Annotated in this window: 19 protein-coding genes and 2 pseudogenes; 5 read left to right on the plus strand and 16 right to left on the minus strand. The window is 32.2% G+C overall.

Going from position 1 to position 15691, the window contains the following annotated elements; genetic code table 11:
• Positions 1-795: 795 nt before the first annotated feature.
• From K5S59_RS28170 to K5S59_RS28195, 6 genes and pseudogenes are all read right to left on the minus strand, one after another.
• Positions 796-1611, minus strand: a complete 816-nt coding sequence (locus K5S59_RS28170) for a YwqG family protein (protein WP_120450267.1) — start codon at positions 1609-1611, stop codon at positions 796-798.
• A 78-nt stretch (positions 1612-1689) separates the two neighbouring features.
• Positions 1690-2097, minus strand: coding sequence for a DnaJ family domain-containing protein (locus tag K5S59_RS28175; RefSeq protein ID WP_120450268.1), 408 nt, complete (start codon positions 2095-2097; stop codon positions 1690-1692).
• A 21-nt stretch (positions 2098-2118) separates the two neighbouring features.
• Positions 2119-3292: pseudogene (locus K5S59_RS28180) on the minus strand (alpha/beta hydrolase-fold protein).
• 79 nt (positions 3293-3371) lie between these two features.
• On the minus strand, positions 3372-3737 hold the full coding sequence (locus K5S59_RS28185) for a hypothetical protein (protein ID WP_098872431.1): 366 nt from the start codon (positions 3735-3737) through the stop codon (positions 3372-3374).
• A 269-nt stretch (positions 3738-4006) separates the two neighbouring features.
• Positions 4007-4378 carry a YxiJ-like family protein gene (locus K5S59_RS28190; RefSeq protein ID WP_000924177.1) on the minus strand — a complete coding sequence of 124 codons (372 nt, stop codon included), beginning with the start codon at positions 4376-4378 and terminating at the stop codon, positions 4007-4009.
• 12 nt (positions 4379-4390) lie between these two features.
• Positions 4391-5242, minus strand: coding sequence for a patatin-like phospholipase family protein (locus K5S59_RS28195; protein WP_098259337.1), 852 nt, complete (start codon positions 5240-5242; stop codon positions 4391-4393).
• A 179-nt stretch (positions 5243-5421) separates the two neighbouring features.
• Here K5S59_RS28195 and K5S59_RS28200 point away from each other — a divergent pair, with 179 nt between their 5' ends.
• Positions 5422-5799 (plus strand): PH domain-containing protein, encoded by a 378-nt coding sequence (locus tag K5S59_RS28200; protein ID WP_097844857.1) that lies wholly within the window; start codon positions 5422-5424, stop codon positions 5797-5799.
• Positions 5800-5920: 121 nt separating this feature from the next.
• Here the strand turns inward: K5S59_RS28200 and K5S59_RS28205 are convergent.
• The 5 genes and pseudogenes from K5S59_RS28205 to K5S59_RS28225 form a co-directional block, all read right to left on the minus strand.
• Positions 5921-6394, minus strand: a pseudogene (locus tag K5S59_RS28205) (GNAT family N-acetyltransferase); the annotation flags it as partial.
• Position 6395: 1 nt separating this feature from the next.
• Positions 6396-6917 (minus strand): YfiT family bacillithiol transferase, encoded by a 522-nt coding sequence (locus tag K5S59_RS28210; protein ID WP_017561595.1) that lies wholly within the window; start codon positions 6915-6917, stop codon positions 6396-6398.
• Positions 6918-6933: 16 nt separating this feature from the next.
• The gene (locus K5S59_RS28215) at positions 6934-7461 is read right to left on the minus strand and encodes a GNAT family N-acetyltransferase (protein WP_120450270.1); all 528 of its coding nucleotides are present in this window, start codon (positions 7459-7461) and stop codon (positions 6934-6936) included.
• A gap of 63 nt (positions 7462-7524) precedes the next feature.
• Positions 7525-8847 carry an FAD-dependent oxidoreductase gene (locus tag K5S59_RS28220; protein WP_098872434.1) on the minus strand — a complete coding sequence of 441 codons (1323 nt, stop codon included), beginning with the start codon at positions 8845-8847 and terminating at the stop codon, positions 7525-7527.
• 71 nt (positions 8848-8918) lie between these two features.
• The gene (locus K5S59_RS28225; RefSeq protein ID WP_071723293.1) at positions 8919-9698 is read right to left on the minus strand and encodes an undecaprenyl-diphosphate phosphatase; all 780 of its coding nucleotides are present in this window, start codon (positions 9696-9698) and stop codon (positions 8919-8921) included.
• Between the two features lie 132 nt (positions 9699-9830).
• Between K5S59_RS28225 and K5S59_RS28230 the strand changes: the two genes are divergently transcribed.
• The gene (locus K5S59_RS28230) at positions 9831-10037 is read left to right on the plus strand and encodes a hypothetical protein (protein ID WP_016134636.1); all 207 of its coding nucleotides are present in this window, start codon (positions 9831-9833) and stop codon (positions 10035-10037) included.
• 54 nt (positions 10038-10091) lie between these two features.
• On the opposite strand, the gene K5S59_RS28235 is transcribed toward K5S59_RS28230, so the two are convergent.
• The 4 genes from K5S59_RS28235 to K5S59_RS28250 form a co-directional block, all read right to left on the minus strand.
• Positions 10092-10472, minus strand: coding sequence for a nucleotide excision repair endonuclease (locus K5S59_RS28235; protein WP_120450272.1), 381 nt, complete (start codon positions 10470-10472; stop codon positions 10092-10094).
• Positions 10473-10549: 77 nt separating this feature from the next.
• Positions 10550-11113 (minus strand): GNAT family N-acetyltransferase, encoded by a 564-nt coding sequence (locus K5S59_RS28240; RefSeq protein WP_000282949.1) that lies wholly within the window; start codon positions 11111-11113, stop codon positions 10550-10552.
• Positions 11114-11152: 39 nt separating this feature from the next.
• The gene (locus tag K5S59_RS28245; RefSeq protein ID WP_001015343.1) at positions 11153-11725 is read right to left on the minus strand and encodes a YybS family protein; all 573 of its coding nucleotides are present in this window, start codon (positions 11723-11725) and stop codon (positions 11153-11155) included.
• A gap of 74 nt (positions 11726-11799) precedes the next feature.
• A complete protein-coding gene (locus tag K5S59_RS28250) occupies positions 11800-13230 on the minus strand; it encodes a PQQ-dependent sugar dehydrogenase (RefSeq protein WP_120450273.1) in 1431 nt (476 codons plus the stop codon).
• Positions 13231-13433: 203 nt separating this feature from the next.
• On the opposite strand from K5S59_RS28250, the gene K5S59_RS28255 reads away from it, so the two are divergent.
• The 3 genes from K5S59_RS28255 (at position 13434) to K5S59_RS28265 (ending at position 14452) form a co-directional block, all read left to right on the plus strand.
• Entirely contained in the window at positions 13434-13691 is a 258-nt protein-coding gene (locus K5S59_RS28255) for a hypothetical protein (RefSeq protein WP_000996281.1), read from the plus strand.
• 46 nt (positions 13692-13737) lie between these two features.
• Positions 13738-14187, plus strand: coding sequence for an NUDIX hydrolase (locus tag K5S59_RS28260; RefSeq protein WP_212982211.1), 450 nt, complete (start codon positions 13738-13740; stop codon positions 14185-14187).
• 85 nt (positions 14188-14272) lie between these two features.
• Positions 14273-14452 carry a hypothetical protein gene (locus K5S59_RS28265; RefSeq protein WP_000026615.1) on the plus strand — a complete coding sequence of 60 codons (180 nt, stop codon included), beginning with the start codon at positions 14273-14275 and terminating at the stop codon, positions 14450-14452.
• Between the two features lie 66 nt (positions 14453-14518).
• Here K5S59_RS28265 and K5S59_RS28270 read toward each other — a convergent pair whose 3' ends face one another.
• A complete protein-coding gene (locus K5S59_RS28270; RefSeq protein WP_120450275.1) occupies positions 14519-15634 on the minus strand; it encodes an NAD(P)/FAD-dependent oxidoreductase in 1116 nt (371 codons plus the stop codon).
• Positions 15635-15691: the final 57 nt, after the last annotated feature.

Here is a 15691-nt window from a genome sequence, read left to right on the forward strand (position 1 = left end):
AAATAATACACGAACAAGTACAAGTATATATAAAATATAAATTCACGATGAATTATTAATCGAAATCAAAGTAATTGCTATAGCAAACTAATTATAAATATAGTTTGGTCAATCTAAAAACAACTTGTTTAATTATTAATTCTAAACAAGTTGTTTTTAATTTTGTTAATTAACATCATATACAAAAAAAATTAGAATTCTAAATCTATCAAATTACACCAATTCAAAACAATGAATGGATAACTAATAAATAAAGAAAAAGGGGGGGAAAACACACAACTAATATATAATAAGTTTATTACTTTTTACTAGTTGACATAATATATATTATAGGCAGTTATAGAAACAAAGCAATATCAGGTATCAAAAACCAAGTAAACTATACTTAATGAGACGAAACAGAGATTTTTAGTGAGATTTACATAAAATCTTAACTAAACGAATTTCTACAGTTTTTATTGTTTTTTGTTATAAATCTATCACAGCAAGTCTTATTCGATAATCGCTTAGGATTTAACGAATCAAAAATATATTTGATCGGCAAGAAATTTTTATACAGAAAAATTATTTCTATACAAAATATAAATCAATAATTTTATTTTATGTTTTACTTTATGAATTTAATGCTATTTACACACGTTTTATAACTTTAGATTATTTTTGTTATTTACGCTTGACTTTCATTACACTCATTGTTTTTTATTCTAGTTAACATAACGTTTATTTTTAACATAAAAAAATCTCCCTCACCTTCAGGAAGATTTTTTAGCTTGCTAGTATTTCAGTTATATACTCTTAATAACAATCCCAATTATAAATTACATTGGAAAAATCTAGATTTAACAAATCGTCTTTCTTTATAAAGAAATTAGCAACACCAGAATCTCCCCACATAATATTTAATGAATCGTCTGTGTCGATTTGTAGTAATAATACCTCATGTTGCTGGTATTTTTCTTCCCATTCCCTTGGATCTGTCTGTGTAAAAAATGGGTAACCACCAATTTTATGTCCTTGATCTTCACATAAATCATCATATAGTTCGCCTAATTCTGTATTATTTTCTTCATCAACAATTTCTTCCCAATCAATTTCCTCACTAAACATCTTTTCAAATCGATAATCCCTTGATGTTACTGGTTGATAACCTAATTCAAACTTTAATTTTGCTGCTTCGGGAATAATAAAGCCCTCTAATTCTAAAGTGTTTAAATAACTAAAATCAGTAATTACCTTATTTAAATCTTTTATAATTGTCGAATGATAAATAATTCGAAAGTCTTTTTGGGCTGTTGGATGATCAAAATCTGCTCCGTAAAGTTCATCATCAGCACTTACGAAAAACTGTAACATTCCCTCTTGAGGCATGTATTCAACATGCGGCATTTCTTCAAAGTTTAGCTGCGCAAGTAACATCATAGGTTGTCCATTTGAATCTTTAGGATGCTCATGATCTATAGGTAAATACGGATAACCACCAAACTTACTCTCAAAAGGTGTTGTCTCTGCTAATGTTCCAGACACGTTAATATACGGTTTCACACTTTCTTCTAAAATAGTACGATACTGCTCTAGTTTTTTTGGAATTTGAAGTTGATACGTATTCTTCATTGCATTTGCCTCCCTTTAATAATGAATTGAAAATGCCTTACTTAATTATATAGCAAAAGATAGCTTCATTAAAAACCGTTAAAAATCCGTTTTCACCCTTGTTTTTTGCGCACTTGGTGGACAAAGTAGATTATGTTCTAATACCTTTTTATTAATAGTTCGAATTAGATCCGCCGCTTCTGCAATATTTGTATTATCTTTTAGTTTTTCTTTTAATTCATCAATTTCCTTTGAAAGCTCAATCCACCTAGGTAAAACATGATTATTCTTTAAAGTCCTATACAGTTGTTTTTCAGGATTGTACGAAAGGTCTTTATCAAGATTAAGAGGTTTCCCTTTACCGAGTAAATTATCAAAAGACCCTTTCTTTTCTGCTTCTTTAACGATAGAACTAATATGATCCTCATACGTATAGGACCAAACTTTCTCATCTTTTACTAAAATCTCTTGCTTTTTCAGTTTTTTATCTATTTCTTCTTGATTCATAGATTCTCGCTCCTTTTTATTTTATAGTGTCGTTTTTTTTAGTTTTAATGCTTTCAATCCATCAAACAACTTTTCTCGCCACCACACGCCGTCATGTCCGCCTTGAAACTCTTCATAAGTAATTTGGTATCCCTTTCCTTTTAAAGCTTTATACAGGCACCTATTAGCCGTTAAAAGAGGTTTGTTTTCAAGTTCTCCTGCTGCTATATAAAAATGAGGTTTAGTTGCATTTGAATTTATAGTTGAAATTTGATTTTCATAACCATCCTTTTTCCAATGCACGGATCCAGACATTGACAACACGTTTCCGAAAACATGTGGATTTTGAAGTGCTGCATAAAAAGCTGCTAAGCCACCAAGACTGAAACCGGAAATTGTTGTATGGTTCGCTTCTTGATGCACACGATACTTCGCCTGAATCCACGAAAGTAATTCCTCTGTTAAAAATGCATTCATTTTATCGTTATAAGTTAGCTCTTCTAGCCGATTAACTGGTTCTATAGCAACAGCAATACAAGATGGGATTTCTTTTTCGTAAATTAAATAATTGAGTGTTTTTGCGATTGAAAGGTCATTAATGAATGAATTCCCATCAAATACAATGAGAAGTTCTTGAAGATGTGAAGTGTGAGAATAATCATGAAGCGTATAAATATAAATTTTACGTGTGTTATTTAAAATTGAACTATGAAAAGAATATGTTTCAATTTTTCCAGATGGATAATGATCTGAAGGAAAACGACTGCTATACTGCACTTCCATTCCTATATTTAACAAAGACGCTTTATTGGCATCTTCTCCAAATGTATTTTTATTAAATTGGTCTAATTGATACTGTTCACTACGCTTTATCCAATCATTTTCGAAAAAATCGTTTACTGAAAAATAGTACGTTGAAATAAAACTCTTATCCGTCCTAAACGTTGCATACCAAATATCTGTCTGTAACAACCGTTGTAGTTGATTTACAGACAGATCCCAACCAGGAAAACTACCGAATACATAAACGTTTTCCGTTTTTTGATCACCTAACCATATACGTTATAAGCTTATACTGACTTTCTACAGGACATTGTTCTATTAGTGGCGTATGATTCAACTTTATTTCATGAAAAAAAGTATACAAAGCTTTCTCATTTCCATTCTTTAATTGATTGTTAAGCTCCTCTAACTTAGGACTAATTATTGAAGTCACCCATCTTCCTCCTTTGCATTTCTTTTTACTAGATTGCTTTTATGAAATTTAGGATTAGGATGTTATGTATGTAGATGAGTTATTTATTAGAAAGTTTATCAATTGCCTGAATAGAAAGTTCCAATGCTTTTATCCGTCTTGTTAAAAGTGTTCTTTGAGGACTTCCAATTTTAGACTTATCATAGGATTTCTCTATTGATGGGAGCAAACCAGCAAGGATATTACGAGCCTCTGCTAATTCTTCTGGACTATATTGGTGAATTTCTTGATTCCAAATATTTTCTAGTACTGCTAACCCTACGCAAACTGCTTTAAGTCGTTTTTTTACTAATGTAGTATTGGCACCTTTTTCAGTCATCTGTGATAGTGCATTTTCAAGTTTACGAATTGTTGATTGTAAAGATTTTATTGATTCCAATTTATCTATATTTGATACGTTTTCCATTTTAATGTTGTCCCTCCTGGATTAACTTATTAAATACTGGATATAATAAGTACTTGATTTCACTCGAAATATTTTATCATAAATAACTAACTATATTCGAGTTGGATAATGGATTAAAGGAAAACGGTATCTAAATGCCTCTCCCTCCCTTACATCATTCTATATGTACTTCTTTTTTCTTATTAGAATCCCTATTTAAACAAGGTATTAAAATTGTATTTTTTATGAACAAAAAACGCACAAGCAGCATAACTTGTACGTTTTTATTTTTATTCAGTAAGATAATATAGTAATAGTTTTCGTGTTTTCTCATAATTCCTGAAATCTCTATACAAAATGGGATACTTCACAATTTCTGTTTCTATAGAACGATATTGCGGAAACCATTCAAAAAACGATTTCCTTAGCCACTTTATTTGTTGAAACGTAATATTCTGTTCGTTTCCATTTAGTACAGAACTTAAAGTACCTGCTGTATGCATCCAATAATGATTAAAAACAGCGTTTATACAGTCATCTTCGGTAAATTTACTTTTTAAGTCTCGCTGCAATTTTGCAGTAGCACGATACGGAAACGATTTATGCAGTGAACTATACATTTTCTGCAATTCATTAAAAATAACTTTTTTTCCTAATAGCAACTTTCCACCCCTTTATTTCTCTATCCAACTTAATAATTTTTCATAATGATATTGAGCATCTGTATAGCCAAGATTATATAGGTTAACAAGTTTCTCTTTATTCCTTTCTATTCCGCTTATAGGAAGCTGTACGCTAGGCTGAATGACATAAAAATTGTCTTTTTGTTCTATTCGATTCATATAAGATATCGTCTCATTATAAAAACGATAATGTTCTACTAAAGACTCTGCGATATTCGGATATTTTCTATATAAAATTTTAGCTAGTCCAGAAAACTTATTTCGCTGCTTCTCATATCCTACTGGTTTTGTCATAATTACGACGTTCTTTTGATAACCATCAGTTTGCGCTTTTAAAACCGGTATAGGATCTATAATCCCTCCATCTAGCAATTTCCGATTATCATATTCTACAACAGGTGCTATAAATGGGACCGAGCTTGATGCACGAATGATTTTTAAAATATCATTGCCATGTTCTATTTTATTGTAATAAACTGCTTTTCCAGAATCACAATCCGTCGTGCCTATAACAAACTGCTCCTTTGAGTTTAAGAAAGTATGAAAATCAAATGGTACAATTTTATTTGGTACTTCATCAAATAAAAAATCCATTCCGAATAATTCACGTTTTCGTATCAAATTTCGATAAGATATATAACGGTGATCTGATACGAGCTCTGTATTTACTTTTTTATTTCTTCCTTTTTGGCGTGATAAATAAGTGGCTCCCATACATGCTCCAGCGGATACGCCAACTACATAAGGAAAGTATAAGTTCTTTTCCATAAAATATTCGAGTACTCCTGCAGTATATAACCCTTTCATTCCTCCGCCTTCTAATACTAAACCGATATTTTTCATGCTATATCCCTCTGCTTCTTTTTTCTTACTTACATGTTAGCACAAGATTTTAAGATGAGGTTATATAAATGAATTGCAACAATAACCAGAAACTACTAAAGTAATGTCATAATTTCTTAGTAAATAGCATGGTACAATATAAGTAACACATTCCACAAATAACGGAGGAGGAATTTCCTATGGGTTTATTTAGCGGTATTTTAGGAAATGCATCAAATGCGAGTACAGAAAGTGTAGAACGTGATTTAGAGAAGATTATGTTAGAGGACGAGAAAGTTGAGCATGCTTATAAATTAATTCGTGATTTAATCGTATTTACAAATCGTCGCCTTATTTTAGTAGATAAACAAGGGATATCAGGTAAAAAAACAGAGTATCATTCTATTCCTTACAAAAGCATTACACAATTTAGCGTTGAAACAGCTGGGCATTTTGATTTAGATGCTGAGCTTAAAATTTGGGTATCTAGTTTGAGTACGCCAATTACGAAAGAATTTAAAGGTGACGATAGTGTTTTAAGCATTCAAAAAGCGTTAGTAACATATACGACGAAATAACGCCTTTTTGTATGTTTATTCATTTCTAAAATTACTAACCCGAGTATTTCGGAAGAATATGCATAGATTTTGTATATTTAATCTTAGATAACAGAAAAAGGTAAAGCGTATTTCAAATGCTTTACCTTTCTTTTTTGTAATAAACAAGTGTAGTTTTATCATTTAATTTCTTTGTTACTTCTGTTCTTTTATATCCCATCTTTTCGTATAGAAAACAATTTCTTTCTTCTTCTAAAATCGTAGCAAGTTCAAAGCTTCGTGCTTCTGGAAACATCTCTTCAATTAAAATAAGTATCTGCTGAGCAATTCCTTTCCCTTGATAGATTGGATGAATGAACATTGGACTAATCCAAAATTTATATGGTATTTCTTTTTTGGAAATGCATATCGCTCCAGCAAGGTTCGAATCAAATATAATCTTATAAAAGTTATTACTTGGATTATTTATCCTTAAAATCGTTTTTTCAATAGATTCATTCGCTGGATTTGTTTCATAGTCTTTATATTTATTTAATAAAGGGTTAAACGATTCTATTTGCATTTGAAATAAAGCTGCTGCATCATTTTCTGTCGCCTTCTTTAAAGTAATCTTCATGTTACCAATTTAGTCGCTTTCTTAATGAAGTAATATGAGCTGTATGATGACGTCCGTGCCATGCATATAGTCCAATTGCAGCAGCAAGTTTTGTTTCGCCTGTTTCTGGATGATTAAATGTCTTTTCAAGATCTTCAAGTTCTAGAGAATATAAAAGGTTAACCCATCTTTTATGTAATGAATCTAACATTACTAGTGAAACATCTACTGGTAATTTAGAATCAGGTAGTTCTGCCCACTTTTCTTCTTTATACGGTTTAATCGTAGGGTTCTTTTCTGTTAGTGCTAATTTAAAGCGTATGTAGCTGTTCATATGGCTATCAACAACGTGATGGACTACTTGACGAACCGTCCATCCACCAACTCGATATGGCGTATCTAACTGCTTCTGATCTAAATCTTTAATAGCCTTTGTTAGTTCATTTGGTAAATCTTCAATTTCTTGAATCCATGTATCTATCATTTCTTCCGTTATAGGGCGTTTGTATGTAAATTGCCCAATTGGATAACGTAAATCATTCATGAATAAGTCCCCCTTATTATAAGCGCGAAGTATTTCTCCATATATAATGTACAAATTTCACATGTTCTCCATTTAATTCTACAAATGTTGTATCTGCTTCGTTTTGATAGGAAGAAAACCCGCTTTTTTCTAATACACTTTGTGATGCGAGATTATTAGTAGTTGTTTTAGCATGAATCTCATTAATTTTATTATTTTTCGCTACTTCTAAAACTAATTTTACAGCTGCTGTTGCAACTCCTTTTTTAGTAAACTTTTCTCCGACTCGATACCCTAACGAACTGCTTCGGTTTTCCGTATCTATATCTACTAAATTTATTCGTCCTACAATTTCTTTTTCTTCATTACGAATTAAATAAAAATAAGAATCTCCATCCGCCTGTTCTATTAATAAATCGTCTAGTAGTTTTTGAAAATATTCAAAATCGAAATATTGCGAGCCGCGATTTGGTACCATTGTTTCAAAAAAAGATTTATTCGTAAGTTCAAACGTAAATAAATCCTTCGCATCGTTTTTCTTTAATTGTTCTATGTATATTTTCATTTCGTTTACCCCTTCTATATCTACTAACTGTTATATATTCTTTTTTAATCAACTATTTTCCTGCTATTTCTTTCGCTTCAGTAACACAGCGAGTAGCACTTTCGGATGAAATAGGTGAAATGGACTACGAATTAAATTCATCACTCTTACTAATCGAATATAAATGTCAGAGTCACTTGCAGATAGTTCATATATTTGTTTCGTATACCAAAGCTGAAATTTTTGCTTTATCGTTAATTCTCTTTTTAGCTGAGGATGGCGTGATATCTCCGTTGTAGTCATTTCCCATGGAGTTTGTATGATATGAGCGGTCTCTTTATAAAACCGCTGAGTAAATGCTTTATTAAGTTTTTGTCTTCTTTGTAAAAGTAACTGTAATTGGTGAGCTTCCATAGCAGCAACTGAAACACCTTGCCCGAATACAGGATCAAAACGACAAAATGCATCCCCAACTACTAACAGTCTTTCGGGTAGATCATTCACTAAATCAAATCGCCGACGTACTTGATAAGGAATTTTGTACGTTTTAATATGTGAAATTGGCTCTGCTTTATTTAGAAAATCAGTAACATTAGAAATTGATAGGTTTTCAGCAAAATTATAAAATTCCTCATCTGTTTGTGGCGCTGTTTCATTTGCATATCCGCTGAAAGTAACAAAATAACGATTATCTTCAATCGTTTGAATAAGAACGCCATACGGATTATCTGGGAAACTTGGAGACATTAGCATATTACAGCAGTCTAATTTTTCATTTCCTTTAAGTTTAAACATTCTAGTTGCGTAAAATAAATCAATACGCGCTTTCTCTTCTTGCACTTCGATATTATATTCACGTAACCACGCTATACTTTTTGAACCGAATCCACTTGCATCAACAACTATATCTGCTTGAATTTCTTCTTGTGTGCCAGTCTCTAAACATTTCGCTTTTACTCCACATACTTTGTTACGTTTTCCATCTATTAATAACCCTTCAACCGATGTTCCATATTTAGTCGTAACATTTGAAATATCATCAATTCGTTTTTGGATATGCCATTCAAGCAAAAACCTACTTTGTTGGATCATATCTACTTTTCCTATGAATTGCTGTTTCCATAAACCAAATTGGTGCCATTTTATATCACGAGTAAAGTTATTTACGATACTACCGGCTTCAATTAGTTCATTAGTGATAGCAGGAAACAATTCCTCAATTGCTTTTTCTCCACCCTTTAATAACACATGGGGATGACTACTTTGCGGAACTCTTTTTCTCGAAGCTTTTCCATCCCATCTTTCACCAGCTTCTATAATGATTACTTCTTTAAAAGTAGTTGATAATGCTTTTGCTGCGAGTTTCCCTGCGATACTTCCGCCAATCACAATAGCCTTATTAAACATATTTTCCTCCTTAATGAAAAAAGACCCTGCCTTGTATGAATGAAACAGGATCTAGACGAATAGTTACTACATTAAAACACGTTAGTATATTGCAACGTTAAAATTAAAATGCCTAATCCCCATACGTAATACGCGAATACTTTTAATGAGTGACGTTTTAAGTATTGAATCATCCATGAAACAGCTATGTAACCGAAAAATGCTGCTGATAATGTTCCGACGATTAAAGATGTACTGGAAATAGATTCTGCTTTCCCTTGATAAACATCTGCTAATTGCAAAATGATAGCTCCGACAATAGCTGGAGTTGATAACAAGAAAGAAAAGTAAGCAGCAGTTTCACGGTCTAACTTCCTCCATAATGCAGCGACGATTGTCATTCCAGAACGAGAAATTGCCGGAAAAATAGCAGCTGCTTGAAAAGAACCGATAATTAATGCATCTTTATATGTAATGTCATCCATTTTTTTACGACCATTTTTTTGTTTATCGGCCATATATAAAAATAAACCTGTCACTAAAAACTCCCAACCAATCGTAATACCTGTTTTTGAAATATCCTCAAAGAAGTCTTTAAATAACAATCCAATTACAACTGCAGGTATCGTTCCGACAATAAGTAGTAGCATTAGTTTTGAAAATGGATTTTTAATTAAATATATAAATTCTTTTTTGTAATAAATAAACACCGCAAGCAAAGTCCCAATATGCAGCATCGTATCTAAAAACAATCCGGCTTCATCTAATTGAAACAAATGCCTTCCTAAATAAAGATGACCTGTACTACTTATCGGTAAAAACTCTGTTAAACCTTGTATGATTCCTAAAATAAAAGCTTCTAACCAATTCATGATAGTCCCCTTTCTCGTTTGCTTGTACCAATATATGAAGGTTAAATTTTCGATATGAAAAAAACTATATTTCTCTATGAATTTACTTTCATTTTATGGATATATATGTAAAAAGAGGTCAGGAGGGTTACTATGTGGCAACATACGAAATTCGGCAATGTATTACTTTGGATAGGACCAATCCTTGTGTTTGTGGGGTTATGTATGACAAATGTTATTTCAGATATTCCTTTTTTTGAAGGGAAACATAAAACAAGTGGAATTGTACTTATATGCATAGGTGTATGCTGTTTTATTGTTGCTAATCATTTAAAAAAAGGTGAAAAATATGAGGACTAAATTTAAATAAAAAAAACAATCCCAGTATATGTGCTAGGATTGTTTTTTTGTTACTTATTTATAGAATACTTTATCAACGTTATATTTTGCTTTATATTCATTAATGATAAATGTTTCGTAAATTTCTCTTTCTGTTGGATCTTCTACGATACATGCATCAATGCGGTATACTTCATCACGGTGATTTTTAATTGGTGAAACATTGTCTTCAAAATGCTTTTTAATACGTTGTCTAATTTTACGAGCTTTACCTACGAAAAGAAGTTCGTCATTTATATTGTAAAACATAAAAATGCCGCCTTTATCTCTAGGGAACAAGTGGAAATCGATAAAACCATTAATTGGAGTAATGATTGGCTCGTCTCCTTTAAAAACTTGTTTACGTTCAGTAATTGAAACATCAGCTTCAGGAATATTAATTTTAATCAAGTTCATTCACGTCCTCTTTTATTATAAAGATAAATAATAGCATACATATGTAAGAAAAGCTATGTTCCGAGGCATATTTCATTTTATAATTCAAATATTATAGGAGTATCATGTAAACTCTTCTTCCAAATCAAATGATCACTTGATTCTCCCCAATAATCCTTCAGTACATAACTAGGCTCTCCAAACTTCTTCGTCCATATACTTTGCGCTTTTTTGTATCCACTATCTAAACAGTATTCTGTTATTCTTCTGCTAACTAATGTAATATACATTGCGTTTAGTAATACATTGCCTATGCCCTTTCTTTGATATTCCGGTAGTACAAATACTGTTCCTATTTCATATAAATCTTTAAGAACACCACCTGTACAACTATGAATCAATGTACTCGCTGGACCAATTTCAATTGTTCCAATGATTTTATCGTTACTTGTATCAATTGCTAATAAAAAGTAACGACTTTCTCCGTTACTATCCAAATCATTTTTCAAATACTGTTTTTTCGTATGTATTTCATTTTCTATGTCATCTAATAATTGTGATAACCCTTCATTTTTAAATGTATGAGTAATAACAAGACGAAAAAACATATTTAGCTCATCTATATCATCCGAATTTGGCCTTCTTATTTTAACGTTATACACGACTTAGATCTCCAATCTTTGAAAATATATGAGAAATTGTTAAATCCATATTTTATATACTCTATTCAACATTATTCTACAAAGGCCTGCATAAATCCAACAGTATAGAAAGCTCAGAATAAATATTGATAAAATAACTTTCATATCCAAAGTCGTATGAACAGTAGGACCTAATACAGGAAATCGAAAAATATCAAGAACGACCATAATTCCTATAAGTAAACATATCGCCGAAAAGGAAACAATCCAAATCCTCCTCTTAAATTGTATAAAGGATACACCTAACGCAATACCTAATAAACCTGTAGTAAAAGGAAAAACAATTAGTTCACTTGGCTCAATAATAAATAATAGGAGAATAGTAAGAATATAAGAAAGTATTCCCGTGCGAGTAGAATAACAAATAGCGAAAAATATAGGCAGCGTCGCAAAAGGACTAATAAATAAGCCGATACCAGGGATTAAGTTCCCAGCAGATTGCAAAATAGCAGCAAGTGAACCGAGTAACGCTGTAATGACTAACCTCTTTGCTGGCGTCATCTTTCTTTTATGATTAAAATTCGTTTCATGCGCAATCATCGGTTGATACCAATAGTTTCTAAAGTGATTCATCAAAATCCCCCTAAAGATATATAATTTATCACTTTTTCTTTTTATTCATGCACTTTAGGAGAGCTTTTATCATATCAAGGAACAATTTCAAAAATAGTACCTTTGTTAAAATCAGTTACTTTCATAGAACCGTAAACTCCTAAATATAATCTAGTCTGATTTAAGTTTGTTCCTAAACTCATAAAATAAGCTGCTTGCTCACCAAAATCATAATTAGTTTCAATAACATGAAAATCATTACGCGTCTCGTCTATACCAGCTCTAGAATAAGCTAACGCACCCTTTGCCGGAGACTGAGACTCTTCTTTCTTAGCAAGATCAGTAAACACAATACTACCAGTCAAACTAGGAATTGCAGTTCCCATATACGGCTGAACGCCAGTAAGTGAAGTTCCGTCAAATTTATCTGGTCTGGAATCTTTATGATAATAACTAATTAGAGGTTGTATACGCTGCACTGATGTTTCTATAGTTTCATTATAATAAGCCATTATTCTCTCATCTAAAGTTGGATTCTCAGAACAGTGCCTTATAAAAGAAGTTGGTAATTCTCCTTCCCATCCTCTCCACCCAAAGTTAATGAATCCATATTGATCGAGAGTAACTCTCATTAAATGAGTTTGGATAAGTTCGGTAACTGGTATTGGTTTATATTGAACAAAAGAAAAAATAGACTCTACAATATCCTGTCCGACATTACCAGCATATTTGATATATTGATTATAAAACCTTTGAAATGAAATACCTGTTATATTACGTACGCCTTTTGCAATTACTGTAAGTGTTTCTTGTATAGATAAAGGAAGTTCATTAAAGCGTGTAACTACTGAAGGATTGGTTATGGATGTATCTCGAGTTATATCGATTTCAATTATTTTACCCGCAATTTCTAAATCATCTTGACTTAAATTAAAAGGATCATAGCCAGAACCACCATCTCCATTTGTAAAAACAAGTTTTCCAGTCTCAGGTGAAAAGTTTAAGCTATTTACGCCGTTATGATTAAAAAATGGACGTTTTATATTCAGTAATGTTCGTCGCTTTTGAGGTTGACCGTTTGATTGTAAAATCCATTCTTCAATTGTATCAATATGATCATATTGAGTATCTCTATTTATCCAATGTAAGTTTAAAGTTTTCGGGTCACACGGATTCGGTTTAAATTGTTCCGAAATTGCACCTGGTCCTTGAGTCCCAGCCATTGAATAATGAAGATAAAATAAGCCGTTTTTATTAAATTGCGGATGAAACGCTAAACCTAGTAAGCCACGTTCATCATACCCGCTACTAGAAACCCCTTCTTCAAATGTGCCTAATTTAATAATTCGGTGACGAATATTTAAAAATGTCTTTATAGCTCCGTCTCCTATGTAAAAAACCTCTCCTAATTGAGTTGCGATAAATAGCCTTTCGGTCGATTCACCTGGAAGTATAGCTGTTTTTATTACAGTTGGTAAATTTAAGTTATGAACGATGGGCTGTAAACGAACCTTAACTTTTGTCAATTAACTGTACACCTCTTTTTATTCTTTTTATATAGAAGAATATGATTAAAGTAGTTCAATTAGTATTAAAAATATAGACGTGAAAGCGTGATATCCCTGTTCGTATAAGTCTATTTTCTATTTAGCATCAATTAACTTACATTCCTTTTTATTACATTTTTCGGTATAATGTAAGTATAAAATATAAATTAGGGGGACAATCCATGGCAATCTTACTACAAATCATCGTACCACTTATATGTGCAATATACTTATTTACCCTCTATCGTAATGGAATATATGGATCAGTTTCATTCCTCTTAGCAGTCATGATAGGGATTTTCGGTTTAGAGAATATCTTTCAATATGCTAGTTTAACAGATCATGCTGTTTATCCGTATTGGGGAAGTTTGAAGGCTGTAATCTTTATTTTATCCGTGGTGTTTATATTCAAAAGAACACCCACTCCATATAATATTTAACAATTATTCATATTTATTTAAAGCTTTTTTCGGGAGGGGTTATACAATGAGAGCACCCTATCAAGTATTAATATTTCCTTATATATTAACTGACGATTCTATTCGATATGCTATTTTTAATCGAAGTGATTATGGTTATTGGCAAGGAATAGCTGGTGGTGGAGAAGATGGTGAGACTCCTATTGAATCAGCAAAACGGGAAGCGTTTGAAGAGGCTGGTATTTTAAGAGAATTTCCTTATATACAATTAGATTCTGTGTCTTCACTACCAGTAGAAGATGTAGTTGGAGAATTTCTTTGGGGAGATGATATTTATGTAATAAAAGAATTTTCTTTTGGAGTTAAAGTTCCTACAAAAAATATTTCAATATCCAAAGAACACTCCAATTATAAATGGTTATGTTTTGAGGATGCAGTAACGCTTTTGAAATGGGATAGCAACAAAACAGCATTGTGGGAATTAAACAAAAGATTATTAAAGCAATTAAAGTATTAGCTAACAAAGCCTAAACAACTACAAAAAAATGTAAAACTATTAATTTGTTCTTGGTATTTCTAATTAATAAAGGTAGGTTTTACATATGTCCATAAATGTTATCTCAATTGTATCAATAATAATTTGGATTGTGTTGATTACAGAATTGGTAAAACCTTCAAAAGAACAAAACGGACGAAAAATAGTAACTTTATTATCTGTTGGTTCACTATCATCGCTTATTTTGACGATTTCATTGATTCAAAATGTCCCGTTTTGGAATTGATTATGATCTAACTAGCAAAATTAACTATAAATAAAAAAGATTAGGAGCGAATCCTAATCTTTTTTATTATTCAATTGCACCCGCAACGTCATAATCGTTTAAATCTAATTCAATTGTTTGGCCAAGTGCTAGTTTAGCTAATTCTGATCCTAAATATGGGCCGGCAGTTAAACCTGAAGCACCTAATCCATTCGCAACGAGAATACCTTCACAGTTAGGTAGTGGTCCAATAACAGGTAAGAATCCTGGAGTAAATGGTCTAAATCCAACTCTCGTTTCAAGCATAGTACCATCTTCTAAACCAGGTGCAACTGTTAATGCTTTATGGAATACTTCATGTAAACCACCTGCCGTTACACGATGATCGAAGCCAGTTTCGTTTTCATGGGTAGCGCCAATCACTACATGACCATTGTCAAACGTTAAAATGTATTGATCGTTTGGCGGCATAACAACTGGCATATTTCCTGTTGCTGTATTTTCCGTTTGCAGGTGAACAATTTGTCCTTTTTGGAACGTTACTAAGAAATTGATACCTAATGGATTCAATATTTCATTCGCCCATGCGCCTGCAGTGACAATTACCTTTTCTGCTACCATTGTTTCGTCATTTACTTTAACTCCAGTAATGAGATTACCTTCACGGACTAATACTGCATCGCCTTTAATAAAAGTTGCACCATGTTTTTTCGCAGCACTTATTAATGCGTTACGTAATGATCTTCCATTTACTCGTGCAGCGCCACTAATATGAACAGAACTGTATTCTTCTGATAATGCTGGGAATAATTTTTTCGTTTCTTCAGCTGATAAACGTGTAATTTCCCCAATCTCTGGTGCATCTTCACGTCGTTTATAAGCGCGTTCTTCCATTTTATCTAACTTTTTCTCATCCGTATGTAAACTAATTGCACCTACACGTTTGTATCCTGTATCTGTTTCACCATCTGCTTCTAATTGCTGAATTAAAGATGAATAGTAACGTGCACCGCCTTTAGCAATTTTATACCAAGCTTTATTACGACGTTGCGAAAGCCATGGACATACAATACCAGCTGCTGCATCAGTTGCTTGACCTAATTGTTGGCGATCCACGATAGTAACGTTCGCACCTGCTTTAGCAAGATGATAAGCAGTAGATGCTCCTAAAATACCAGCTCCAACTACAATATACGATTTCATTTCAAACACCTTTTCTCTTTTGCTAATTATTTAAATATAAGAACTTACTTTAGTATA

Source organism: Bacillus sp. BML-BC051 (assembly GCF_019656175.1).
GTDB classification, from domain to species: Bacteria; Bacillota; Bacilli; order Bacillales; family Bacillaceae_G; genus Bacillus_A; species Bacillus_A mobilis.